At 59.1% G+C, this 25833-nt stretch carries 20 protein-coding genes; 12 read left to right on the plus strand and 8 right to left on the minus strand.

Annotated features, from left to right (window positions below; genetic code table 11):
- Nucleotides 1–136: 136 nt before the first annotated feature.
- Genes BHC62_RS09990 through BHC62_RS10000 form a run of 3 tightly spaced genes read left to right on the plus strand, consistent with a single transcriptional unit; the run spans nt 137 to nt 4236 of the window.
- Complete coding sequence (locus BHC62_RS09990) at nt 137–1315, plus strand: acetyl-CoA acetyltransferase (RefSeq protein ID WP_070994904.1); 1179 nt, start codon at nt 137–139, stop codon at nt 1313–1315.
- A gap of 2 nt (nt 1316–1317) precedes the next feature.
- Nucleotides 1318–2880, plus strand: a complete 1563-nt coding sequence (locus BHC62_RS09995) for a class I adenylate-forming enzyme family protein (RefSeq protein ID WP_070994905.1) — start codon at nt 1318–1320, stop codon at nt 2878–2880.
- Between the two features lie 21 nt (nt 2881–2901).
- Complete coding sequence (locus BHC62_RS10000; protein ID WP_029290669.1) at nt 2902–4236, plus strand: MFS transporter; 1335 nt, start codon at nt 2902–2904, stop codon at nt 4234–4236.
- A gap of 395 nt (nt 4237–4631) precedes the next feature.
- Here the strand turns inward: BHC62_RS10000 and fabF are convergent, their stop codons facing one another.
- Genes fabF through BHC62_RS10015 form a run of 3 tightly spaced genes read right to left on the minus strand, consistent with a single transcriptional unit; the run spans nt 4632 to nt 10157 of the window.
- Nucleotides 4632–5930 carry a beta-ketoacyl-ACP synthase II gene (gene fabF / locus BHC62_RS10005; protein WP_029290667.1) on the minus strand — a complete coding sequence of 433 codons (1299 nt, stop codon included), beginning with the start codon at nt 5928–5930 and terminating at the stop codon, nt 4632–4634.
- A 10-nt stretch (nt 5931–5940) separates the two neighbouring features.
- Nucleotides 5941–9051, minus strand: coding sequence for an efflux RND transporter permease subunit (locus BHC62_RS10010; protein ID WP_070994906.1), 3111 nt, complete (start codon nt 9049–9051; stop codon nt 5941–5943).
- The gene (locus tag BHC62_RS10015; RefSeq protein ID WP_070994907.1) at nt 9048–10157 is read right to left on the minus strand and encodes an efflux RND transporter periplasmic adaptor subunit; all 1110 of its coding nucleotides are present in this window, start codon (nt 10155–10157) and stop codon (nt 9048–9050) included. Before BHC62_RS10015 ends, BHC62_RS10010 begins: the two co-directional genes overlap by 4 nt.
- A 207-nt stretch (nt 10158–10364) precedes the next feature.
- Between BHC62_RS10015 and BHC62_RS10020 the strand changes: the two genes are divergently transcribed.
- Both BHC62_RS10020 and BHC62_RS10025 read left to right on the plus strand, forming a co-directional pair.
- Nucleotides 10365–11825, plus strand: a complete 1461-nt coding sequence (locus BHC62_RS10020; RefSeq protein ID WP_070994908.1) for an efflux transporter outer membrane subunit — start codon at nt 10365–10367, stop codon at nt 11823–11825.
- A gap of 87 nt (nt 11826–11912) precedes the next feature.
- Nucleotides 11913–12698, plus strand: coding sequence for an SDR family oxidoreductase (locus BHC62_RS10025; protein ID WP_070994909.1), 786 nt, complete (start codon nt 11913–11915; stop codon nt 12696–12698).
- 103 nt (nt 12699–12801) lie between these two features.
- On the opposite strand, the gene BHC62_RS10030 is transcribed toward BHC62_RS10025, so the two are convergent.
- The 4 genes from BHC62_RS10030 to BHC62_RS10045 all read right to left on the minus strand — a co-directional run bounded on the left by BHC62_RS10030 (nt 12802) and on the right by BHC62_RS10045 (nt 16884).
- Nucleotides 12802–14073, minus strand: coding sequence for an OmpP1/FadL family transporter (locus BHC62_RS10030; RefSeq protein ID WP_070994910.1), 1272 nt, complete (start codon nt 14071–14073; stop codon nt 12802–12804).
- Between the two features lie 319 nt (nt 14074–14392).
- Entirely contained in the window at nt 14393–15013 is a 621-nt protein-coding gene (locus BHC62_RS10035; protein WP_029290660.1) for a TetR/AcrR family transcriptional regulator, read from the minus strand.
- A 77-nt stretch (nt 15014–15090) separates the two neighbouring features.
- Nucleotides 15091–16293: a GGDEF domain-containing protein gene (locus BHC62_RS10040; protein ID WP_070994911.1), complete on the minus strand. Its 1203-nt coding sequence runs from the start codon at nt 16291–16293 to the stop codon at nt 15091–15093.
- A gap of 108 nt (nt 16294–16401) precedes the next feature.
- Nucleotides 16402–16884, minus strand: a complete 483-nt coding sequence (locus BHC62_RS10045) for an Lrp/AsnC family transcriptional regulator (RefSeq protein WP_070994912.1) — start codon at nt 16882–16884, stop codon at nt 16402–16404.
- A 195-nt stretch (nt 16885–17079) separates the two neighbouring features.
- On the opposite strand from BHC62_RS10045, the gene BHC62_RS10050 reads away from it, so the two are divergent.
- Nucleotides 17080–18120 (plus strand): zinc-dependent alcohol dehydrogenase family protein, encoded by a 1041-nt coding sequence (locus BHC62_RS10050; protein ID WP_070994913.1) that lies wholly within the window; start codon nt 17080–17082, stop codon nt 18118–18120.
- Nucleotides 18121–18170: 50 nt separating this feature from the next.
- Here the strand turns inward: BHC62_RS10050 and BHC62_RS10055 are convergent, their stop codons facing one another.
- Nucleotides 18171–19106: a helix-turn-helix domain-containing protein gene (locus BHC62_RS10055; protein ID WP_070994914.1), complete on the minus strand. Its 936-nt coding sequence runs from the start codon at nt 19104–19106 to the stop codon at nt 18171–18173.
- A gap of 522 nt (nt 19107–19628) precedes the next feature.
- Between BHC62_RS10055 and BHC62_RS10060 the strand changes: the two genes are divergently transcribed.
- The 6 genes from BHC62_RS10060 to BHC62_RS10085 all read left to right on the plus strand — a co-directional run bounded on the left by BHC62_RS10060 (nt 19629) and on the right by BHC62_RS10085 (nt 25826).
- Nucleotides 19629–20696, plus strand: coding sequence for a phenylacetaldoxime dehydratase family protein (locus BHC62_RS10060; protein WP_070994915.1), 1068 nt, complete (start codon nt 19629–19631; stop codon nt 20694–20696).
- Entirely contained in the window at nt 20693–21562 is an 870-nt protein-coding gene (locus BHC62_RS10065) for a transporter (protein ID WP_070994916.1), read from the plus strand. The genes BHC62_RS10060 and BHC62_RS10065 overlap by 4 nt, the downstream gene beginning before the upstream one ends.
- A gap of 117 nt (nt 21563–21679) precedes the next feature.
- Entirely contained in the window at nt 21680–23194 is a 1515-nt protein-coding gene (locus tag BHC62_RS10070) for an amidase (RefSeq protein WP_070994917.1), read from the plus strand.
- Nucleotides 23195–23274: 80 nt separating this feature from the next.
- Nucleotides 23275–23877, plus strand: a complete 603-nt coding sequence (gene nthA, locus BHC62_RS10075) for a nitrile hydratase subunit alpha (RefSeq protein WP_070994918.1) — start codon at nt 23275–23277, stop codon at nt 23875–23877.
- A 39-nt stretch (nt 23878–23916) separates the two neighbouring features.
- Nucleotides 23917–24579, plus strand: coding sequence for a nitrile hydratase subunit beta (nthB, locus tag BHC62_RS10080; protein WP_070994919.1), 663 nt, complete (start codon nt 23917–23919; stop codon nt 24577–24579).
- Nucleotides 24576–25826, plus strand: coding sequence for a GTP-binding protein (locus BHC62_RS10085; RefSeq protein WP_070994920.1), 1251 nt, complete (start codon nt 24576–24578; stop codon nt 25824–25826). Before nthB ends, BHC62_RS10085 begins: the two co-directional genes overlap by 4 nt.
- The last annotated feature ends 7 nt before the right edge of the window (nt 25827–25833 follow it).

Below are 25833 nucleotides of genomic sequence, written 5' to 3' on the forward strand. Positions count from 1 at the left end.
CTGCTGCTTTTTATGGATATGAGCCCAGTATCGGCCAGTTCCGCTACTCACCCCTATACGTAGTTGCACGAACTAGCGATCAGACTTTGCTGTGGGCCATTGTAGTGAACGCCCGCCTCGCAAAGGAAAAATAACAATGGCTAAAAATACCGTTTCCATCGTCGCCGCTGGACACAGCCGCTTCGGTCGAGTGACTGATTTGACCCTCGAAGATCTGATCGTGCAAGTTACCCGCGAAGCGCTCACCGATGCGGCCGTCGATGCGTCTGAGATCGACGCAATCTTCCTCGGCCACTTCAATTCAGGCATGGTCCCTGACGGTTTTCCGGCTTCCTTGGTGCTGCAAGCGGACCCTGCGCTTCGCTTCAAACCAGCCACCCGTTGCGAAAACGCCTGCGCGTCAGGCTCAGCCGCCATTCAGGCCGGGATCAACGCGATTCTTTCGGGCTCGGCAGACCTGGTGCTGGTGATTGGCGCAGAAAAAATGACCGCCAACACTACCGCGCAAGTGACCAAGGCCCTTGCCGGTGCGGGTTATCAAAATGACACAGAGGAATCCGTCTTCAGCTTCCCGCAACTGTTTGGTTTGGCGGCGCAGCAATACCTGCAGCGCTACCAGAGTCCGCTAGCGTCGATGGCGAAGATCGCCGTAAAGAACCATGCCAACGCACTGACCAATCCCCTGGCACAGATGCATAAGGCCATGAGTTTTGAGCACTGCAACACCGTGTCCGAGAGTAACCCGTACATCGCCGAGCCGCTGCGCCTGACCGATTGCTCATTGATCACCGATGGTGCCGCGGCCATCGTGTTGGCTTCGGCCGAGCGCGCCAAGCAGTTTCGCCGTGAAGTGCTGATTCGCGCGACGTCCCAGGTCAACGACTTCCTCCCCATCTCCCAGCGCGATCTGTTGGCCTTCGAAGGCCCGCAGCGAGCCATTCAGAACGCGTTGCGCAGCGCGCAAGTGACGTTGAGCGACATCAATTTCGCCGAGGTCCACGACTGTTTCACTATCGCCGAATTGCTGATCTACGAAGCCATGGGGCTGGCGCCGAGAGGCGAAGGCCATCGCGCGCTGGATGACGGCATCGTGCAGGCCGACGGGCGACTTCCGGTCAACCTGTCTGGCGGGCTCAAGGCCAAGGGGCATCCAGTGGGCGCCACGGGCGTGTCGATGCACGCCATGGCCTTCCGACAATTGACCGCAGAGGCTGTCGGTATCGCTGTACCCGACGCCGAGTTCGGGCTGCTGTTCAACATGGGCGGAATGGCCGTGGCCAACTACGCCTCGGTGCTTCAGGCGCGGAGAGCCTAGCGATGAACATTGCCAATTGGCTGAACGACGCGGCCCATCGTTGGCCGACGCGGCCTGCGTTATTCGAAGGTGATCGACAAGTGGCCGACTACCAGAACTTCGCCAGAAACGTACGGGTGCGGGCCCTAGCGCTGAGCGATCACCACGGTATTCAGGCCGGCGACCGTGTCGCCCTCTTCATGAAAAACTGCTGCCAATACCTGGAACTGCTGTACGCCATCTGGTGGATCGGCGCAGTCGCAGTGCCGATCAACTGTAAACTGCATCGCAACGAAGCCGCCTGGATCGCCGACAACGCGCAAGCGCGGCTGATCTTCACCGACGACGGCAGGCTGTTTGATCAGGCCCAGTTGCCTGACGGGTGTAGGGAGTGGGAGGGGTTGGACGATATTCTCGAGTCCTCGCTTGAGTTACTGCCCGCTTACACTCCAGCCCCACGTCATGCCGACGACCTGGCCTGGTTGTTCTACACCTCGGGCACCACCGGGCGCTCGAAAGGCGTGATGTTGTCCCATGGCAACCTGATAGCAATGTCGCTGTGTTACCCGATCGATGTCGACCCCGTGCGCGAAGATGACTCGGTGGTGTACGCCGCACCGATGTCCCACGGCGCCGGGCTGTACAACTTCATTCATGTGCGTTGCGGCGCACGGCATGTGGTGCCGGTGTCTCGCGGGTTCAAAGCAGGCGAGCTATTCGAACTGGCCACTTCGCTTGGCAATGTGACGCTGTTCGCCGCGCCGACCATGGTCAAGCGCATGGTCGAGCAGGCGCGCCAGCAAGGTTATGCCGGTGAAGGCCTGAAAACCATCGTCTATGGTGGTGCGCCGATGTACCTGGCGGACTTGCAGAATGCCGTGGACACCTTTGGCCCTCGACTGGTGCAGATTTACGGCCAGGGTGAAAGCCCGATGACGGTTAGCGCCCTGCCACGGGAACTGATCGCTGATCGCAACCATAGGGATTGGGCACGTCTGGCATCGTCAGTGGGACGGGCGCAATCGTGCATCGAGATTCGCATCGTCGGTACTGCGCGCGAACCCCTTGGCGCCGGGCAAGCCGGAGAAATCGCGGTGCGCGGGGCAACGGTGATGCACGGTTACTGGCGCAACGAAGCCTCGACGCGGGAGGTCCTGGTGGATGGTTGGCTGTTCACCGGCGACATCGGCTACCTCGACGCACAGGGTTATCTGACCCTGACCGACCGCTCCAAGGACGTAATCATCACCGGCGGCAGCAACGTGTATCCGCGTGAGGTGGAAGAGGTGCTGGCGTCACATCCGGACGTATTCGAAGTGTGCGTGGTGGGCGAGCCGGACGCGGATTGGGGCGAGTCGGTGGTGGCATTCGTGGTCGCTCGTGACCAGAGCAGCCTGGATGAAAGTCAGCTCAACCAATGGTTTACCGAGCGCATGGCGTCGTTCAAGAAACCGAAGAAATACCTGTTTCGCACCGAGTTGCCGAAAAACAGTTACGGAAAAATCCTCAAAACCGACCTGCGCCAATGGCTCAAGGAGGCCGCCAGCGTGCCGGTTAACAGTGAACTGCGTGCTTTCCATCAATAAAAACAAGACAGGAATACAACGATGGCTACTCAACAACACAATCCAGCACGGCAGCGGCGCCGCGCGTTTATCGGCGCGACGTCCGGGCACCTCATCGAATGGTATGACTACGGCGTGTATGGTTTTCTGGCGGTGTACATCGGCCAGGCTTTTTTCGTGTCGGATGATCCCGCCACCAGTTTGCTCAGTAGCTTTGCCGCGTTCGCGTTGAGCTTCTTCATTCGGCCGTTGGGCGGCCTGTTTTTTGGCCCGTTGGCCGACAAGATCGGCCGGCGCAAAACGCTGATTGCCGTACTGTTAATGATGGCTGGCTCAACCTGCTTGCTGGGTTTGCTGCCCACTTACGCGTCCATCGGCATCGCGGCCCCTATCCTGCTAGTGCTGATCCGCTGCGTGCAGGGTTTCTCGGCCGGAGGCGAAATCGGCACGATCACCAGCTTCATTTCCGAGTACGCGGGCCCTGGTCGGCGCGGGTTTTCTACCTGCTGGCTGATGGTGACCGCCGTTCTGGGGCTGGTGTTGGGCGGCGCTGTCGCCAACGGCATGACCTGGGTGCTGGGCGCCGAAACGATGCAGGCCGGAGGCTGGCGCATTCCGTTTCTGATCGCGGGCCCCATGGGCCTGATTTCGATGTACATCCGCCTCAAGCTAGAAGACAGCCCGGAATTTCTGGCGCTGCAAAAGGCCGGGGAAACATCGAAGGCGCCCTTGCGTGAAGTCTGGCAGTGGAAGCGGGCAATTACCTTGGTGTTTTTCATCATCACCTTGCACAGTTCGATCTTTTACCTGGTGCTGACGTTTGCCTCGACCTACATGTCGCGCATCCTGAAATTCGACAGCGGCACCACCTTGTTTTACGTGTTCATCGCCAGCCTGTCGGCGGCCCTTGTGATGCCGCTGGGTGGTGCGTTCACCGACAAATACGGGCGTAAACCGTTCCTGATAGTCGTCGGGGTGTTGGCGACGCTGGCGATGTACTGGTTCTTTAAATCCGCGCCTAACGCGACGCCCGCGACGTTTTTCCTGCCCTTGATGGCCGTTGCGATCACGTTCGGGCTGTACGCGTCGTCGACCTACGCAACCATGAGCGAACTGTTGCCAACGCGTATCCGCTCGACCGGCATCGCGGTGGCCTACAACGTTCCGGTGGCCGTATTCGGCGGCAGCGCGCCGTTTATTTCAACGTGGTTGATCCAGCAAACCGGCGACATTACCTCACCGTGGTATTTCTACATTGGCACCGGTGTGATGTCGTTGATTGCCCTGACGGCGCTGCGCAAAGAAGACTTTGTAGCAGGCTCGGGGGTGGTGGAGTCACGTTCGAAGGCTTGCGAGGGTGTTCGGGACTTTGTGTAACTAGCGTTACTGTGACGATGTTATTGAAGAGCTTCATGACTGCATAGCCTGCGGAGAATGAAGCTCTGCTTGCACATTGACATGCATTACCCATACGTTGACTGGCATGGCGGCCTCGCGCCTGGCGCACCGCTACGGCGCACAGCCATCAACACTGCGTCGGCAGCCCAATCACGCTTATTGAAGCCTGGCGCAGCGCTCTCCGATAATCACCACGTCATAAATGCTCTTCGCTTTACCTCTCACCCAGCGGTACGTAATTTTTCCTGTAGGCACGCCCCAGGGTAACGATGGTCGCGTGCTGTTTCAGGCAAGCCGCTAGCAGTGCTTAGTGTTTACCGGCACGCTGTCAGTCCAATTGATCCAGCAAAGCCCTTTTGAAAAACAACCTCCCCTCACACTTCAGATTCAGGCGCCCAGCGGCGCAACAGCACGCTCGCGTTAACGCCGCCAAAACCAAACCCATTTGAGAGTGCGTGCGTGATCACCATCTCCCGGGACTTGAGGCTTACCAGGTCAAGCCCAGCAGCAGCCTCATCGGCATGATTCAGGTTGAGCGTGGGAGGCACGATCTGGTCACGAAGGGCCAATACGGTAAAGATCGCCTCGATACCTCCGGCCGCACCCAGAAGATGCCCGGTGGCAGACTTGGTCGAGCTGATTGCCACGCCAGAACCACTCCCGAACACCGAACGAATGGCGGCCAACTCGCCCTTGTCACCGACCTGTGTGGAGGTCGCATGTGCGTTGATGTGCTGAACATCCGCGGGGCTGACAGCAGCCTGACGCAGTGCCTGCTCCATGGCGCGGCGTGCGCCGCTACCGTCCTCGGGACCTGCGGTCAGGTGATAGGCGTCGGCACTGGTGCCATAACCCACCAGTTCAGCCAGTGGCTTGGCGCCACGCGCAAGGGCATGCTCCAGTGACTCGATCACTAACAACCCCGCGCCTTCGGACATCACGAAGCCATCACGATCCCGATCAAAAGGCCGTGAAGCCTGCTGCGGGTGCTCGGAAAAACCGGTGGATAGCGCACGGGCCGCCGCAAAACATCCCAGGGTCACACGGTCGATCGCCGCTTCGGTACCGCCGCAAAGGGCGATATCTGCCTCACCACTTCTGATGATTCTGGCGGCATCGCCAATGGCCTGTACGCCGGCGGCACAAGCTGTTACCGGCGCGCCGAGCGGCCCTTTGAAACCGTGCCGGATGGAAACGTGCCCGGCCGCCATGTTGGCGAGAAAAGACGGTGCAGTGAATGGCGACAATCTGCGCGGGCCACGTGTGTCGGTGGTCCGCACAGCATCGGCAATCACACCAAACCCGCCCACGCCAGATGCAATAATCGTCGCGGTCCTTTGCTGGTCTGCGCTTTCAGTCGGGTGCCAGCCTGCCTGCTCAAGCGCCTCATGCGCCGCCACGAGGGCAAACTCAATGAAGCGATCCATCTTCTTGCGGTCCTTGGCCGAAATGATGCGCTCGGGGTCATAGCCCGCGATGGCGTCTTCCGCCAGTGACGGCACCTGACCGCCGACGGCAACACCCGTCCCCTCGGTCACCTCGTCTGGTAACTGGCGGATACCCGAGCGCCCTGCCAACAAGCGCTTCCAGACCTCCTCAACGCCGCACCCCAGCGGCCCTACAATGCCGACGCCCGTGACTACGATTCGTTTTTGACCGTTGAGCTTATTCATTGAACCCTCTTCATTTATCAGTCGAAAGTGCTTGGGTGGGTTTCGCTGTATGAGTGCTGCTCGCAGGCTCTGGACGGATCTTGAACCAGATGGAGTACATCGCGGGCAGGAATACCAACGTCACAATAGTCCCGACAAACGTGCCTCCGATCAGGGTGTAGGCCAGTGTCCCCCAGAAGACCGAATGGGTCAGCGGGATGAACGCCAGGATTGCCGCCATCGCTGTCAGCAAGACCGGGCGCGCCCGTTGTACCGTGGCTTCGACCACCGCATGAAAAGGGTCCAGCCCTTCTTGTTCGTTGTGGTGGATTTGCCCGATCAGAATCAGCGTATTGCGCATCAGGATGCCCGAGAGCGCGATCAGCCCGACCAGCGCGTTGATACCAAAGGGTTGTTGAAACAGTAACAAGGTCGGCACTACACCAATCAACCCCAGCGGCGAGGTGAGGAACACCATGATCATCGCGGAGATTGAGCGAACCTGCAGGATGATGACCAGCAGCGTCATGGCAATCATGATCGGGAACAGCGGCAACATCGCCGTACCGGCCTTGCCAGACTCCTCGATTGCACCCGCTTGCTCAATCCGATAGCCATCCGGCAGTTGGTCGATGATCGGCTGCAGCGCCTTCACAATCACACTCGAAACATCCGGCGGTTGCAGATCCTCGGCAATGTCGCCTCGTACAGTGATGGTCGGTGTACGGTCACGACGGCGAAGGATCGGATCCTCCATGCGTACATCGACCTCCCCTACCTGAGATAACGGAATCCGCTGACCCGCCGTGCCGACCAGGGTAAAGCCTTCGATCCTGGCGGGATCAAGGCGGATATCGCCTGCCGCGCGCCCGACCACCTGCACCGAGCGAATGTCCTCGCGAACCGCCGTGATCGGTACGCCCGCCAGCAGAAACTGCAGTTGCTGCGCGACTGCGTTTGACGTCAACCCCACGGCCTGCAAGCGGTCCTGATCCAGCGTGAAATGCAACGTCGGCGTCAGCGGGCCCCAGTCGGTGTTGACGGTTCTCATCATCGGACTGGCCTGCAACACGTCCTGAACCTGGCTGGCGATTTCGCGAAGTTTTACCGGGTCAGGTCCCATCACCCGATAGGCGACCGGGAATGGCGAGTACGGACCAAACACCAGTTGCGTGACCCTGACCCGCGCTTGCGGGGCAAGGCCTTCGGCAACCGCCTCGCGGAGCCGGAACTTGAGGGCTTCCCGGGACTCCTGGCTGTCCGTCAGCACCAAGATTTTGGCGAATGACGGATCCGGCAGTTCCGGTGCCATCGCCAGATAGAAACGCGGTGCACCTTGCCCGATGTAGGCCGTGACGATTTTTGCCTCATCCTGCTGTTGCAGCCAGGCTTCTATCTTGGCGGTGGTGGCGCTGGTCTGCTCAATGGACGTTCCATAGGGCATTTGCACTTCAATCAGCACCTCAGGCCGGTCCGAGGTCGGGAAGAACTGCTTCTTGACCAGGCCCATGCCGAGGATCGACACCACAAACAAAGCGATAACGGTACCTGCCACCAGCCATTTGCGCGCAATGACCTGCTTCAGCACCCGGCGGAAGCGGTTGTAATGACGGGTGTTATAGATCGCGGCATGGCCGCCCTCGACCTTCTTGACGTCCGGCAACATCTTCACGCCAAGATACGGGGTGAAGACCACGGCCACCACCCAGGAGGCGATGAGCGCGATGCCGACAATCCAGAACATGTTGCTGGTGTACTCGCCGGCTGTCGACTGCGCGAAGCCATTGGGCATAAAGCCGATCGCCGTTACCAAGGTACCAGACAGCATCGGCGCTGCCGTATGACTCCAGGCGTACGCGGACGCCTTGATGCGGTCGTAGCCCTCTTCCATTTTCACCACCATCATTTCGATAGCAATGATGGCGTCGTCCACCAGCAGGCCGAGCGCCAGAATCAATGAGCCGAGGGTAATCCGGTCAAAGTTCTTCCCCGTAGCCTCCATCACCACAAACACTACGGCCAATGTCAACGGCACCGCTGCCGCCACGACAACGCCGACACGCCAGCCCATGCTGAGAAAGCACACCAGCATCACCACGAGCAGTGCGACGAAGAACTTGACCATGAACTCGCCGACGGCCGAATCGATATTCACCGCTTGATCGGTGACTTTGGTAAGCGCCATGCCCAGCGGCATGCCCTGATTGATCTTGATCGTCTCCGCGTCCAGCGCCTTGCCGAGGTCCAGGCCGTTCCAGCCCTCGCGCATCACGATCCCCAACAACAATGCATCTTCACCGTTGTTACGTACGAGAAAGGTTTTGGGATCTTCATAACCACGTTCAATCGTCGCGACGTCAGAGAGTTTGAGCGTGCGTCCCTGGAGCGTAATAGGCGTATCCCGAATCTTCTGCAGCTTGTCGAAGGCGCCATCCAGGCGGAGGAAGACCTGGGGGCCCTCGGTCTCGATCGAGCCGGCGGGCGTGAGCACATTTTGATTGTTCAGCGCGGCAAAGATGTCCTGAGGCGATACGCCCAGGGTGGCCAGCCGATCATGGGAAAACGAGACAAAGATACGTTCGGGCTGCTCCCCGATAATATTGACCTTCTTCACACCCGGCACATGCAACAGGCGCTGGCGCAACGACTCGGCATCACGTACCAACAGGCGCTGTGGCTCACCTTTGGCTTTCAAGGCAAACAGGGCGAATGTCACGTCCGAGAATTCGTCGTTGACCATCGGCCCGATGACACCGGCCGGCAGCTTGATCGCCTCATCATCGAGCTTTTTACGCGCCTGATAGAACTCCTCCTGCACCTGCGACGGCGGCGTGCTATCGAGCAATGACAGCATCGTGAACGCCAGGCCTGGACGGGTATAGGTTTCCGAGCGGTCGTACCACTTCAGTTCCTGCAGGCGCTTTTCAAGCGGCTCTGCGACCTGATCCTGCATCTCCTGGGCAGTCGCCCCCGGCCACGCGGTGATCACCGTCAACTGCTTGACCGTAAAGGGAGGATCCTCCGCGCGCCCCAACTGGAAGAACGACAGGATGCCCGCAACGGCAATCAGGAAGATCAAAAATACCGTGATCGAGCGCTCGCGTACGGCGAGCGCCGAAAGGTTGAAGCGACCCTCGCTCATGGATGAGTCCCCGCAACGTTGACGTCACCCTGTTGAGCCAGCCGCACCTCTTCGCCTTCGCGCAGCAGGTGTGCGCCCAAGGCTACGACAGGCTCGCCTTCCTTGAGGTCGCCTGCGACGCGTGCTGCGTCGTCGCTTAAACCCAGGACCTGTACAGGCCGCCAGCTCACTTTCGCCGGTGTACCGGCGATGACCCAAACCCCCGTCCCCTTGCCTGGGTCATAAACCGCCGCGATGGGTACTTGCAGCACCGGCCCCTGCGCCGCGCCGTCGGCAATCCTGAGCGTGACGGTCGAACCAAGCGGTGCATTCGCCAGTGCGCCCTCCAGCACATACCGCGCCTCGAAGGTACGAGTCATACGGTCCGCCGAGTCCGACAACAGCCTGAGCTTTGCGGTCACCGCACCGGTGGTGTTGCCATAAAGTGTCGCTTGCGCGTAAGACCCGGCTGCCGGGCGTACGGTCTCCGGCAGGTGCACGACCGCTTCGCGCTGCCCTGCCCTCGCGAGCCGAACCACCGGCTGCCCCGGACTGACGACTTGCCCAGGCTCGGCGAGCGTCTCCACCACGACGCCGTCGGTATCGGCCACCAGCACCGCATAGCCAGAAGCATTGCGCGCCACGTCAGCCTGTGCCTGCGCGGCGCCCAGTTGCGCCCTCGCGGTATCCGCCGCCGCTTTGATCTGGTCATAGGCCGATGCAGAGACCGCGCCTGCAGCCACCAGCTCACGGTAGCGCGCTTCGTCATCCGCAGTCTGCTTGGCTTGGGCCCGAGCGGCTGTGACCGACTCTTGCTGTGCCCGCGCCTGTAAACCCAAGTCAATCGGGTCGAGGCGCATGAGCGGCTGGCCGCGCTTGACGGTCTGGCCGGTGTCAACCAGACGCTCAAGGATCTTGCCCGCCACCCGAAAGCCCAAATCGCCCTGAGTACGGGCAGCGACCACTCCGGTGAAAGAGCGTGAGATATGGGAGGAACCCTGAACCGCTGCGGCCCTCACCAAAGGGGCTTGCGTGCGCGGATCTTGAGCGGTGGATGAGTCGCCACATGCCGTCAGGACAAGAGGCAACAAGCAAACGGCAATAGGGACAGGTCGAAGCCGGCGCATAGATTCCCTTGATTCAATAATAGGATGGAAATCATATTTTTAGACTCGTGACCATCTTTGTCAATGGTCACAATCTTGATTTATCACCTTGGAGCCAGGGGCAATGCTTTTTACGAGTCACCTTGAACGTAGGCCAGCGGTGTCAATTGACAGGAAGTGACCATGTCGTAATATGGTCACGAACAACATTCGATTCAAGGAATCTCAATGCCCTCCCTTCACCCTCTCGCTCTTTTGGTGAGCGCCAGCCTGATAGCAGGTTGCGCGGTCGGTCCGGACTATCAGCGTCCTGACGCGCCGCTTTCCAGTGGATATATGGGCCAGGCCGCTGTTGAAAAGCGACCTGGTGCGCCGCAGGCGAGTCTTGTCGCGTGGTGGGAAGGCTTTGGTGATCCACAGCTGGCCGACTTCGTTTCTAAAGCCCTTGCACAGAACCTGGACCTGGCACAAGCGGCGGCACGAGTCACACAAGCGCGCGCAGGACTGGGCGCCGCCAATGCCGCTTTACTGCCCTCGGGAAACATCAGTGGTCAGGCTGCGCGTTCCTATCAGTCCATCGAGACGCCCCTGGGCCAAGTGCTGAATTCAACCCCTGGCTTTGATCGATACGGAAGTTCCTACGAGCTCAACCTTGATGCGAGTTGGGAGGCGGATGTGTTTGGCGGCCTGCGCCGCGGACGCGAGGCCGCACTGGCGGAGTACCAGGCCAGCGAGGCTGGCGTTGCCGCCACACGTCTGGCCATCGCTGCGCAGACGGCTGATATCTACATCACGGTCCGTGGATTGCAGGCCCGGCTGGACATCGCAAACCGACAAGTCAAAACCCAGGAGCAACTGTTGGAAAAAGTCCAACTGCTCTACGGCAAAGGGCTCGCCGCCAGCTATGAGGTTCGCCAAACAGAGGGCGCGCTGTCGCAGGTCCAGGCGACAGTACCGGCCCTGCAAATCGGCCTGGATGCCGCGATGAACGCGCTCGATGTGATCCTCGGCACGCCTCCAGGCTCGCATCGACCGCAATTGGCGAGTCAGGGCACGATTCCTCTGGCGCCACAATTGAAGGACACAGGAACACCCGCCGATTTGCTGCGCCGCCGGCCAGATCTGATTGTGGCTGAGCGCCGCCTTGCGGCCTCCAGCGCACGCATTGGTGAAGCCAGCGCTGAGTACTACCCGAAGTTTTCACTTGGCGCATTGCTCGGCAGTGCCACGGCGGTATCCGGCGGCAACCTGTTTACCGGCGGTGCCAGCCAGTCGGCAGGCGTCTTGGGCCTGCGCTGGAGGCTCTTCGACTTCGGTCGCATAAACGCACAGATTGACCAGGCAAAGGGGCAGGAAGCCGAAGCCCTGGCTGCTTACCGCCAGTCTGTACTACGCGCCACCGAGGATGTTGAAAACGCCTTCTCTGCCCTGGTGAACCGGGAACTTCAAGCCACCACCCTCACCACTGGCGAGGACGCTCTGACACAGGCACGCCAATCGTCGTTCACAGCCTATGAAAAGGGCACAGCCAGCCTGATCGATGTTCTGCACGCCGACGAGACCCTGCTGCGGTCTTCCGATGCTCGCGCGCAAGCTCGAACAGAATCGGCACGGGCGGCGGTCGCCGCATTCAGAGCGCTCGGCGGTGGCTGGCAAGCGCCTGAACCCAAGCCTGTGGCGACCCGATGAGCCACGCAGGAGCGACTGGCGGCCCTTGGGCGGCCAGGCCAGCGAGTTGCCGAACCACACAACAGTAATCCGTCGGAGAACATTACTATGCAGTCGAGCGATAATTCATGGGTACTCATTACCGGTGCATCAAGCGGTTTCGGCAGAGAGTTTGCGCAACAATATGCTACCGAAGGAAGATCACTGATCCTGGTCGCGCGCAGGCTGAATGAACTTGAAATGCTCGCTGAAGAGTTGCGCGCACGTTACGCCGTCGATGTGTTGGTGCAACAGGCGGACCTGTCATCCATTGATGTGATTATCGATCTGCATCGGGATCTGCATGACCGCAATATTGTCGTCGACATACTGATCAACAACGCCGGCTATGGCCTACAGGGCGCATTCCTGGACGCCCCCCTGGAAAGCTCCCTGGCTATGATCGACTTGGATATCGCCAGTCTGACCGCCATGACCCGCCTCTTTGCCGGGGATATGCGAGCACGGCGAAAAGGACATATTTTGATGGTTGCCAGCTTGTTGTCCTATCAGGGCGTCAAGAATTTTGCCGTTTACTCTGCAGCCAAGGCGTATGTGCTTAGATTTTCCGATGCGCTGCATCGCGAACTCAAACGTGACGGCGTCGTCGTCACTGCGCTGTGTCCAGGCATGTCTGACACAGGCTTTGCATCAAACGCCAAGCAAAAGATCACACCCCTCTTGCGTAGGGTGATGATGCAACCCCAGCCCGTGGTACAAGCAGGAATCCGCGCACTGCAAGCGGGACGAATGAGCGTTGTGCCGGGTTTCGGCAACAAGGCCATTAGCGTCCTGACCTGGGCCACGCCTCGTCGGTTTCATCAGGGGCTTATGGAGCACGTGATGGGCGTCTGAGCGCGAGATAAAAAATGGCCTTTACCAACGGGAAGCGTTGGGAATGTTGTAAACGGCCGGAAGTAATGCGCGACTTCCGGCCGATGTGTGGAACCGCAGCCAATCAGAACCGATAACTGAGCGATGCTCCAAGACCGCTTGCGCTGTTCTTGTATTTGGAGCTGTAGGTACCTCTGGTCGCGGAGACGTGGTTGATCTGAACACTCTCTTCCCACAGATAAGAGTAAGCGACATCGATCGTGACATTGTCTACCGGGGTCCAGCCTGCGCCGACGCTGAACACCTTCCGGTCGCCCGTAGGAATGCGTGGCCCTCGATCGGTGTTATTAGTCGGCGACTGATCGACCGAGAAGCCAGAACGAAGCACCCACTGATCGTTTAGCTTGTACGCCGCACCGATCGCGTGAGCCCACGTATCATGCCAGTTCTGTTCTTCGGTGACGGAACCTAGCTGAGCATTCAACAAAGGAGGCAACCCTTTGGTCTCGCTGGTCAATTCCTTGAAGCGACTCCACCGCGTCCAGGTACTCCCAGCGTATAGGGTCCAGTGATCATCCAGTTGATGAGTCAACGACATGTCCACCGACTCTGGAGTATCCACTTCCAACGAAGCGTCATAGCTGCGACCACTCACCCCCAGCACGCTAAAGAGACCGTCAGTGACCTTGGTCTTGGCATCCAGACGGTAGCTGACCTTGGAATGGTAAGTCATCCCCAGGCGGGTTCGGTCTGTAGCCTGCACCAAAATACCGACGTTGAAACCCAGAGCCGTGTCATCGCCAGTACTTTTGAGTTTGCCGTCATTGCGCCCGGGGCTCAGTGGATTTGGCACCATCCCGGACAGTTCACCACTGATGCGGTTGATGGTAGGACCAAACCCGATCGATACTTTTTCGTTAAACGCATAGCTGACGGTGGGCTGAAACGTAAGGGTCGTGACTTCACTTTTGTTGGCATAGTACCGGCCAGCAAAACCGCTGCCGTAATCGGTCATCAGACCAAACGGCACGTAGAACCCCACACCGAATGCCCAATGCTCATCAATAGGCTTGACGTAGTACCCCATCGGTACCGTGGTCACTGGCACCATGTCGCCGTCTTCCTGACCGCCGAATGTACTGCGCGTATGGCTTATATCCGACTTCGCGAACAGTGTCGCGCCGCCCACGCTGACCTGCTCGCCCTTCAAGCGAGCCATACCCGCCGGATTACCGAAGACCGTGCTCGCATCTTCAGCCGCAGAAGAGCGACCGGCAAACCCGGAGCCCATCCCGCTGATGCTTTGTTCGTTGAGCGCAAAACCACTCGCCAGCACATTAGAGGAAGCAAGCACGACAGCCAGTCCAAGTGGACGCTTGAGCAATTTTCTTTTCATTATTGGAACTCTTCGTGATCACCGGAAAGAGCCGGTTAGCCGTAGTTTTGTTGGGGGGTTCAGTTCGTTTGCATCACGTAAAAAGGCCACTGTCTGGCGCGCCCAAAGGACCGGGCGACCGCCACGCAAGTAACAGAGCGGCGCTGAATCATGGCAATGCCTGCGAAGCTGAGGCGTCATGTTTAGTCATGTGACCATTTATGTCAATAGTCACTATCCAGACAAAAGCCTATACGCCACTGCTCGATGCAATGGCTAAAACTGAAAAGGTATTTTTTCGACGCTCACATGAAAGCTGCGCAGAATGCGCAGCCTGGAATTACGGCATGAGGCTGCGCAATATCAGGTTTGAGGTGAGCGTGGGTGCTGTCTCAACGAAGTCAAGATTGTATTGCAGCAGCAAAGGGTTGACGAAAGGCCGCAACGCAAAATGGATGGAGTCTACCGTCTCGTCCAATGGAGTCTTGCGTTCAAATTCGCCACTCTCGCGCCCATCACGCACGATCTGCAATACGAAGCGTTTGATCTGTGCATCGTAGACCTGTGAACTGGGCCAGCTCTCCGACGCCGAAAACGCGGCGATATCATAGAGTTTTCGGTCATTGAAGAACAGGTCGACACCTGTGGAGATCAGGGTTCTGACCAGACGCCGAAACCGCTCGGTGGACGAAATGTTCTCGACATCAATGGCCTTTTCAACGGCAGCAACAATTTCCGCCAAGCAATTGGCGCATATGGCTTCACCGATCGCCTGTTTGGAATCAAAGAATTTGTAGATGTAAGCCTTGGAAAATCCGATGGCTTTGGCCAGATCAGAAACCGTAGTTTTGCTGTAACCGTACTGGCTGAAATGTTCGTTGGCCGCCGCGACGATCTGATCTCGAATGTCATGATCGGCTGGGCCCCGAACGCCGGGCGAGGAAATAGATGGCTGGTTCATGTCCGTAGCTTACGGATCCAGGTCGCAGTTGACAACTTGTGACCGATTTTCAACATGGTTACAAGGCATTTTCACCTCTACTCCCGTTCAGTACTCAATGACGTGAACGGGGCCGTGTTCTCGCGATGCTCCTGCGGCGGTGTCAAACACAAGGTATTGCGCCCCAAACCCTTGGCTTCATAAAGAGCGGCATCCGCACGGGCAAGCAGGCTGGCCGTGGTGTCATCTTCGTTTGGCACCACGCAGCAAACACCGATACTGATGCGCAATGAGATGCTTGCCTCGCCAAACCGAGCCGGTGACTCAGCGACCGACGCGCGCAATTGGTCCAGGACTGCCACGGCGTTTTCGGGGCTGGTGCGGGGAAGCAGCACCAGAAACTCCTCGCCACCGTAACGCCCGATACTGTCGGACTCACGAATTCGCTGGGTGAGTTGATTGACGCAGTGGCAAATCACCTCATCACCCGCCAGGTGCCCATACACATCATTGATCTGCTTGAAATGGTCGATATCGACCATCGCCACTGCCAGGTAAGAAGCGTCTCGACGCGCGCGTTCCAGTTCTTTGGAAAATTGCTCGAGGACGGCTCTGCGATTGAGAATGCCGGTCAGCACGTCACGCAACGCCAGGCGCTGGAACAACGACTCACTGCGCTCTTTGGCCAGCAGCACCAGCCCGAGGGAGATCATCATCGCGGTGAACGTGCCGATGCTGACTGAGATGGTTTGCTTAAGGTTACTGACGTCATAGCGCATCTCGGCAGCCCCTCCGCCGATGATGGCGATCACCCGCATGCCCAGGCCGATCAGGCTGATGCTTGAGCCGATGATCAACAGCATGCGCGCACGCCCCTGAGCGGGTATGTAGCGACGCGTCCAATAGATGATCAGGGCGCACTGCACCATCAACACAAGCGTGGCGGCGAGCATGCGCGGCTCCAGCGTGTCGATCAGACTGACCATCAACACAAGCATCAATGCGGCAGGTGCAAATATCTGCCACCAGCAGACGCGCAACTCAACGATCCGAAATACGCTGGCCCCGTAAAAGGCCAGCGCGACCGCCAACAATGTGTTCGCAGCCCCATAGGTCAACCATAGCGGGGCGTGGCCGTACAAGGTATATCCAATATAGGCCAGGGCATGTGCCAGCAAACCAAAGCCAATGGTCAGCAAGCCGTCACGCTGGTTGAACTGGCCGACCAATATCAGACAAAACGCCATGATCGTCGCCACTAAGGCGACGCAGGCAAATAGCGTGGGGGTATGGGCAATCATGACGTCTCACCAGGCGCTGTCGGGAGCAGCTCTGGTGGAGTTTAGTTGAGTCGGCTGTCAGTTTGTCAGCCACCTGCAGCATTATCTTCGCGCCTGTCCTGACAGCATTCAGATACTCAAGAGCTCGCTGACGGGCAGCCGATTGGTGGTCTTCACCTCTCGCAGGGAGAGGTTGGAGCGAATACTTAAAACGCCAGGGAGCTTTCTCAGCACTTTTTCGACAAAGCGGCTATAGCTGTCCAGGTCCCGGGCAACTACCTCAAGCAAAAAGTCCGCCTCGCCCGTCGTGTTGTGGCAACTCAGGACCTGTGGGGCCGCCAGAATAATCTTTTCGAACGTCGCCGTGGCTTCTTCGCTGTGATCAGTGCAAGAGATCTGAACAAAGGCCTTCAGGCCTAGCCCTAGTTTTTTTCGATTGAGAATGGCTTGGTACCCCTCGATAACACCGCATTCCTCAAGCCGTCTTTGCTTGCGCCAACAGGATGCTTCACTGAGGGACAGTTGCTCGGCCAGCTTGACATTCGACAGCTTGCCGTCGCGTTGCAAACGTTCCGTTATTGCAATGTCCGCCTTATCGAGCTGCTCGATCATGAAATAACTCCTCATATTAAGGCCAAAAAACGAAGATTAATTTCAGATTTGTTGATCCGTCAATTGCAACTTGAAGGGTAATTTCAAGGCGTTCATTCATAATTGGCAATGCCTGGATCATCACGTTTCGAAGCGAACCGAGGATGACCAGCAGCCGGTTGAGTCGCACCGCCCATCCAAACATAGGTAATTTGAATGAAAGCAGTCGTCTACGAAGCCTTTGCCAAACCGCCGCGCCTGATGAACGTGGCAGATCCTTCTGCGCAACGGCATGGTGTGGTGATTCAAGTGCTTGGCACCGGCGTATGCCGCAGCGACTGGCATGGCTGGAAAGGCCATGACCCCGATATTGAACTGCCGCATGTACCCGGGCACGAGCTGGCGGGCATCGTGGCCGAGGTGGGTAACGATGTCACGCGATGGAAGGTCGGTGACCGCGTGACCGTGCCGTTCGTGGGCGGGTGTGGTGCTTGTGCCGAGTGCAACAGCGGCAATCAACAGGTGTGCCACACGCAGTTCCAGCCAGGCTTCACTCATTGGGGCTCTTTTGCCGAATACGTCGGTATCCATCAGGCCGATCTGAACCTGGTCGCGCTGCCCGAAAGCATGGATTTTGCTACCGCTGCAAGCCTGGGTTGTCGCTTTGCCACCTCGTTCCGTGCAGTGGTTGACCAAGGCAAAGTCAGCGCCGGTCAATGGGTCGCGGTTCACGGTTGCGGCGGAGTAGGTCTGTCTGCGGTGATGATCGCCCACGCCATCGGCGCGAACGTGATCGCCATCGATATTTCCCAGGATAAACTCGACCTGGCACGCGCACTCGGCGCTGTCGCCACCCTGAATGCCCAGTGCGTCGCGAACGTCACCGAAGCCGTGCTGGAAATCACCCAGGGCGGTGCCCACGTATCGCTGGACGCATTGGGTCACCCAACCACGTGTTTCAACTCCATCAACAACCTGCGCCGTCGCGGCAAGCACGTCCAGGTGGGGCTGATGCTGGCTGATCACGCCACGCCGGCAATCCCCATGAGCAAGGTTATCGCGCACGAACTTGAAATCTACGGTAGCCACGGGATGCAAGCGCATCGCTATGGGGCAATGATCGAGATGATCACCTCAGGCAAGCTGGCGCCTGAAAAACTCGTGGGTAAGACCATCAGCCTGGAGCAATCTATCGACGCGTTGACCAATATGGACCGGTTCGAGACGGCTGGGGTAACGGTCATTACCGAGTTTTAATGCAGTGGCAAGCCCGCTTGCCACAGGGAAATTGTCAGTGTCTGGCAGTTTCAATCGCGGCGTAAAAGCGTATTCGGCGCCACACCGAACGCCTTGCGAAACGCATGGCTGAAATGGGAGAAATCAGAAAACCCGAAGTCCAGCGCCGCCTCGGAGACACTGCGCACCTGGCCGCGCTCGATCGCTTCACGGCTAGCATTCAGGCGTTCCTTCCAAATCTCTGCAACGGGGGTTTTCTGGTAGCGCGCAAAGGCCCGCGTGACGGTGCGGGTGGACACATTGTGGGCCTGGGCGATGACTTCAATCGACAGGTCCGGCTCGGTCAAGTGCCGTTGAATGTACTGCATGATGCGGCCATAGAGGTCCAGTTCCTGGTGGGTAGCCTTCAGGTCCTGGAGCTCCAGGCTGATTACCAGCAGGTCGAGCAACGCCTCTGAATAACGATTGGAGATGGAATCATCCTGCAACGAAGCCGGGGCACTCGCCGCCTGGCGCAACATTTCGCGCAAAGGGATCACCCCTGGCCTGCGGTCGTCGAGGACCATCGCGGTGTATTCCGCAATACGCGGCAGGCGTTCGGTCAGCAACGCTCGGGGAATACGGACCAGGTGGTTTTCGGTACCACCGAAGCTGAATCGGAACGCTTGAGTTGCGTCATAAAGAAACAAATTGCCAACTGCCAGGCTGGCTTTTCTTGCGCCCTGTTCAATCTGGCCATGGCCATTTCGCACGAAACCCAACCATAAATCTTCGGCGGGACCACTGCGCAAATGCCGTTCGGAGCGTTCCCAATAATGCAGTGGCGATGACAGTGAACAGATGTCCAGACCGCCCAGGCTGTTGATCGCCAGCGCGCCATCGAAACTGCTCTGGGACAAGGGTTTGCTATCGGCCGCCAGGCAGTGGCGGCAGACCACTTCTTTCCAGTAATCAAAGCGACGTGGTGCAGCAACGGCAAGGGTTGAATATTGAGTGCTTGGATTCATGGCACTGGCCTCGGTACAGCAATGCAGTAAGCGCTGGAAAAAGTGTAACCGGCGTGTCAGCGCTAGCAATTAACAGGCCAAGCACAATCAGGGTCGCGCTCACGTGTGCATCGCGGCGCCCTGCCCCCTTTGCGTCACCATTAAGAGGCACAGAACCCTGGCTTTGGGGGCTGGTGCACCAACGCCGATCACCGCTGTGGCGCCCCTTGCGGCGTTGTCTTTTCCAACCAAGCGGTTGTCTCGACGAACCAAGCGGCCCCTCGCCGTCACGCCTAATTTTCTCCTCACAGCAGCCCTTCCCCGCTGATGAGGCACGCCATGCATCGAGACTATTCACAACGATTGGCTGATTCCTCCTGGCTTTTGCACAGGCGCGATCTGGCCCCCGAAGAGTCGGCTTGTTGGTTGATTGAGTGGGGGTCCATGAAGCTGCTGCACCGACGCCAGACCGCCAAGCGCGGTCAATCAAGCAAGCACTGAAGCCCAACCGTAGGCCTGAACCAAAATAACGAGGAGCTCAAGATGGAATCTGCAATCGACACACATCTCAAATGCCCACGCACTCTATCGCGCCGTGTGCCCGACGAGTATCAACCGCCGTTCCCGATGTGGGTCGCACGCGCCGACGAGCAGTTGGAACAAGTGGTGATGGCCTACCTCGGCGTGCAGTATCGAGGCGAGGCGCAGCGCGCAACGGCACTCCAGGCCATGCGGCACATCGTCGCCAGTTTCGACCTGGCCGATGGTCCACAGACCCATGATTTGACCCACCACACCGACAGCCGCGGCTTTGATAATTTGATAGTGGTCGGCTACTGGAAGAGCCCGGCGGCCCACTGCCGCTGGTTGCGCTGCGCGCCGGTGAACGATTGGTGGACGTCACAGGACAGGCTCAACGACGGCCTGGGCTATTTCCGTGAAATCAGCGCACCGCGTGCTGAGCAGTTCGAAACACTCTACGCCTTCCAGGACAACCTGCCCGGTGTCGGCGCAGTCATGGATACAACCAGCGGCGAAATCGAAGAGCACGGTTACTGGGGTTCGATGCGCGACCGTTTCCCCATCTCGCAAACGGACTGGATGAAGCCAACGAGCGAGCTGCAAGTGATCGCCGGTGATCCTGCCAAAGGCGGACGGGTCGTGGTGCTGGGGCATGACAACCTCACCCTGATTCGTTCCGGCCAGGACTGGGCCGACGCCGAGGCGCACGAGCGCTCACTGTACCTCGACGAGATCCTGCCGACGTTGCAGGACGGCATGGACTTCCTGCGTGACAACGGCCAAGCGCTGGGCTGCTACAGCAACCGGTTCGTGCGCAATATCGACCTGGACGGCAACTTTCTCGACGTCAGCTACAACATCGGTCACTGGCGCTCGGTGGAGAAGCTCGAACGCTGGGCCGAATCCCACCCCACCCACCTGCGTATCTTCGTGACGTTCTTCCGCGTGGCCGCGGGCTTGCAGAAGTTGCGGCTGTACCACGAAGTGTCGGTATCGGACGCCAAAAGCCAGATTTTCGAGTACATCAACTGCCACCCGCACACCGGAATGCTACGCGATGCTGCTGTCGCGCAAGGAGAGCGACCATGAAACTGAGTCGACTCGTACTTGTGCTGGGGATGTTGCCGTTTGCAAAAAGCCAGGCCCTTGAAGTATCGCCGGGGGATTTCGAACCGCTGCCCGCAGGGGCCGATGCCGTGCTGTTTTACTACCAACACGCCGACAGGTCCGATCTTTATCGCAACGGCCATCGAACCTCCGACAACGCCAAGCTCAGCTCCGACGTGGGCATCCTGCGTTATATCCATGCCATAGGGATTTCCGAGAACCTTTCATGGGAACCGCAGATTCTGCTGCCGTTCGGCTATATGAACGCCTCGGGCGATGTCGGCGCGCTGGGCCACACCCATGGCGTGGGTGACCCGATCATCACCGCCCCTCTGAAGTGGACATTACCTACCGCAAACAAAGATGTGTTTGCCATCGCCCCTTACCTCTACATCCCCGTCGGCAGCTACAACAAAAACGATGGCTTGAACCTGGGCGAGAACCGCTGGCGGGCGACGTTACAAGCGGCCTATATCCACCACTTCTCCGCTCAGTGGGCGCTGGACACCGTCGCCGACGTGTCCTGGGTCTCGGCCAATAACGACTTCGGCGCCACCCGCGCAAAACTCGAAGAAAACACGCGCTACGAGTACCAGGCGGCCGTGCGCTACAACTGGACACCAAGCACCACATTCGCACTCGGCGGGGGTTACGTCAGCGGGGCCGCGACCACCGTGGACGGTGTTGACCAGCACGATGGTGTCTCGACCTCCTACGCCCGCTTCACGGTCACTCATTTCATCGACCCAACCCTGCAGATCCAGGCCCAGCTGGGCAAGGACATCGAGGTTGAGCAAGGCTTCAAGGAAGGCGCGCGCTTGAATCTGCGCGTGTTGAAAGTGTTCTGAGTCCCGATGTCTTTCTCAGCCAAATGAGTGTCCTGCTCAACCATGCGCATACGGCAATAGATGCCTAATTTGGTCGCTATTGCTACCCGGACTGAACTGATAAAAGACAGGAAAATCATGGCCATTATTCGTCCCACACTTGATCAACTGCTAGCCATCGCGGCGCAGTTGAACATGCAGCTGACCCACGAGCAGGCGGCGTCCTACCTGGAGCTGATGCAATCGAGTTTCGATGCATACGACCTGGTCGACGAGCTGTGTGATTTCGTGCCCCCCATCCGTTACGACCGCAGTGCGGGCTATCGTCCCTCGAACAGGGAGAACCCGCTCAATGCCTGGTATTACCGCACCGAAGTCAATGGCGCCCGCGACGGCCTGCTGGCGGGCAAAACCGTCGCGCTCAAAGACAACGTCTCCTTGGCCGGCGTGCCCATGATGAACGGCGCCGCACCGCTGGAAGGTTTTGTGCCGGGTTTTGATGCCACCGTGGTCACGCGTTTGCTCAATGCCGGCGCAACCATCCTCGGCAAAGCCACGTGCGAGCACTACTGCCTGTCAGGCGGCAGCCACACTTCCGACCCCGCCCCGGTGCACAACCCCTACCGCCACGGTTATGCCGCGGGCGGCTCGTCGTCGGGTAGTGCCGCACTGGTCGCCGCCGGCGAAGTGGACATCGCCGTAGGCGGTGATCAGGGCGGCTCCATACGCATCCCATCGGCGTTCTGCGGGACCTACGGCATGAAGCCGACCCATGGCTTGGTGCCCTACACCGGCATCATGGCGATTGAAGCCACCATCGATCATGTCGGCCCCATCACCGCCAACGTGCGCGACAACGCGCTGATGTTGCAGGCCATGGCCGGTTCGGATGGTCTCGACCCGCGCCAGGCGGCGCCTCAGGTCGATGACTATTGCAGCTACCTGGGACGGGGGGTGAGCGGACTCAGAATCGGTGTGCTGCAGGAGGGATTCGCGCTGGCCAACCAGGATGCCCGTGTGGCGGACAAGGTGCGTGAGGCTATCGCCCGCCTTGAGGCGTTGGGTGCGCATATCGAGCCGGTATCCATTCCCGAACACGACTTGGCCGGGGCGCTGTGGCACCCCATCGGTTGCGAAGGCTTGACCATGCAAATGATGCATGGCAACGGCGCGGGCTTTAACTGGAAAGGCCTGTACGACGTCGGCCTGCTGGACAAACAAGCCGGTTGGCGCGAGCAGGCCGACCAATTGTCCGCATCGCTCAAGCTGTGCATGTTCGTCGGCCAATACGGACTGAACCACTACAACGGGCGTTACTACGCCAAGGCACAAAACCTCGCCCGCTTCGCCCGACAAAGCTATGACAAGGCACTGCAAACCTATGACCTGCTGGTGATGCCAACCACCCCCATCACGGCCCAACCCCACCCGGCCGCAGGTTGTTCGATCAGCGAATACGTGGCGCGGGCACTGGAAATGATCGGCAACACAGCGCCACAAGACATCACCGGGCATCCGGCCATGTCGATCCCTTGCGGCCTGGTAGACGGCCTGCCCGTGGGGTTGATGCTGGTCGCCAAACACTATGCCGAAGGCACGATTTACCAAGCGGCGGCGGCATTTGAGGCCTCGGCGGACTGGCGCACGCTCTGAGTGGCTTACCTGAAAAACAATAACAAAGACCGGCACGTTTCAATCACACCACAACCGCGTTGACTGATAGGAGATACCCCATGAGTGCATCCACTTCTACGCCTGCGAGCACTTCAACCCCCGGTGAACGGGCCTGGGCATTGTTTCAAGTGCTCAAGAGCAAGGAACTCATCCCGCAGGGCTACGTCGAGCAGCTCACGCAACTGATGGAACACGGCTGGAGCCCTCAAAACGGCGCCCGCGTGGTCGCCAAGGCCTGGGTCGATCCGCAGTTCCGGGCGCAGTTGCTCAAGGACGGCACCGCTGCATGCGCCCAGTTCGGCTATACCGGCCCGCAGGGCGAATACATCGTCGCCCTGGAAGATACGCCTGAGGTTAAGAACGTCATTGTCTGCAGCCTGTGCTCCTGCACCAATTGGCCTGTGCTCGGCCTGCCACCTGAGTGGTACAAGGGCTTCGAGTTCCGTGCGCGCCTGGTCCGGGAGGGCCGCACCGTACTGCGCGAACTGGGCACCGAGTTGCCCAGTGACGTGGTGGTCAAGGTTTGGGATACCAGCGCCGAAACCCGCTATCTGGTGTTGCCGCTAAGGCCTGAAGGCTGCGAGCACATGAGTGAGGAGCAGCTTCAGACGCTGGTGACCAAAGACGTGCTGATCGGCGTCGCCCTGCCCCGCGCTGACTGAAAAACAGCGCATCTTCGTTCAATTCCCGGAGTTTCTATTATGGATGGCTTTCACGATCTCGGCGGTTTCCAAGGCTTTGGCACAGTCCCTCACACCATCAACAGCCTGAGTTACAAACAGGTGTTCAAGCAGGACTGGGAGCACCTGGCCTACAGCTTGATGTTTATCGGTGCCGATCACTTGAAAAAGTTCAGCGTGGACGAAGTGCGTCACGCCGTCGAACGCCTGGATGTTCGCCAACATGTCGGCACCCAGTACTACGAACGCTACGTTATCGCGACCGCCACCCTGCTGGTCGAAACCGGTGTCATCACCCAGGCTGAACTCGACCAGGCGCTGGGTTCGCACTTCAAGCTGGCGAACCCGGCGCACGCTCAAGGTCGAGCGGCGATCACCGGTCGCGCCCCCTTTGAGGTCGGCGACCGAGTGGTGGTGCGGGACGAATACGTGGCCGGGCATATCCGCATGCCGGCCTACGTGCGCGGCAAGCAAGGCGTGGTATTGCATCGCACATCAGAAAAATGGCCATTCCCGGACGCCATTGGCCATGGCGATACGAGCGCGGCGCATCAGCCCACCTACCATGTCGAGTTCCACACCAAAGACCTGTGGGGCGATGCGGCAGACGAAGGCTTCGTGGTGGTCGACCTGTTCGAAAGCTACCTGGACCACGCCCAGGGCAATCGAGCGGTGAACGTATGATGGACGGCGCCCAGGCGGGCCGACTGCCGGTGACCGTGCTTTCCGGCTTCCTCGGCGCCGGCAAGACCACCCTGCTCAACCATATCCTGCGCAATCGCGAAGGGCTGCGGGTAGCGGTCATCGTTAATGACATGAGCGAGGTCAACATCGATGCCGCAGAGGTGCAGCGCGATGTGTCGCTGCACCGTGGCCGGGATGAATTGATCGAGATGAGCAATGGCTGTATCTGCTGCACGCTGCGCGCTGATTTGCTGGAGCAGATCAGTGCCCTGGCACGTCAGCAGCGCTTCGATTACCTGCTGATCGAGTCCACGGGGATTTCCGAACCGATGCCGGTCGCAGAGACATTCGCCTTCCTTGACGCCCAGGGTTTCAGCCTCAGCGAACTGGCGCGGCTCGATACCTTGGTGACAGTGGTCGATGCCAGCCGTTTCCAGGCGCTGCTGGAGTCACCGGATACCGTGGCCCGCGATGACGCACAGCAAGACGCCCCCCAACGCCATCTGGCCGATCTTCTGATTGAGCAGGTGGAGTACGCCAACGTCATTCTTGTCAACAAGCTGGACTTGATCGACGAGGCCGGTTACCAGGCGTTGCACGCAATCCTCACCGGTCTCAACCCCAGTGCGCGGATCGTGCCGATGGCCCACGGCAACGTTGAGCTGCCCGCCATCCTCGGTACGCACCTGTTTGATTTACCCAGCCTTGCGGCGTCGCCGGGCTGGATGAAAAGCATGGAGGCCAGCGATGCACCCGCCTCCGAATCAGACACCTATGGCGTGACTTCCTGGGTGTACCGCGAACGAGCGCCCTTTCACCCACAGCGCTTGCTCGACTTTCTCGAGCGCCCCTGGCGCAACGGGCAGTTATTGCGCAGCAAAGGTTACTTCTGGCTCGCCAGCCGACACCTGGAAACCGGCCTGCTGGTACAAAGCGGCAAACAGTTCCAATGGGATTACGTAGGGCACTGGTGGAACTTCATCGAGCAGCCGCAATGGCCACGGGATGAATATCGGTTGCACAGGATCATGGCCAAGTGGGACAGCGTTGTCGGCGACTGCCGGCAGGAGTTGGTCTTTATTGGCCAGAACCTGGACACCCACGCGTTGCAGCGCGAGCTCGACAATTGCCTGCTGAGTGCTCGGGAAATTGCCGACGGCCCCTCGGCCTGGCAAGCCCTGCCGGGGGCGCAAGCTTTTGACGCTCGGGCCTTATCAGCACGCCCTACGTCCCGCCTTGCAAGCTGACCCCATT

It is taken from the genome of Pseudomonas sp. 06C 126, from assembly GCF_001855215.1.
In the GTDB taxonomy this organism is placed as follows: Bacteria; Pseudomonadota; Gammaproteobacteria; order Pseudomonadales; family Pseudomonadaceae; genus Aquipseudomonas; species Aquipseudomonas proteolytica.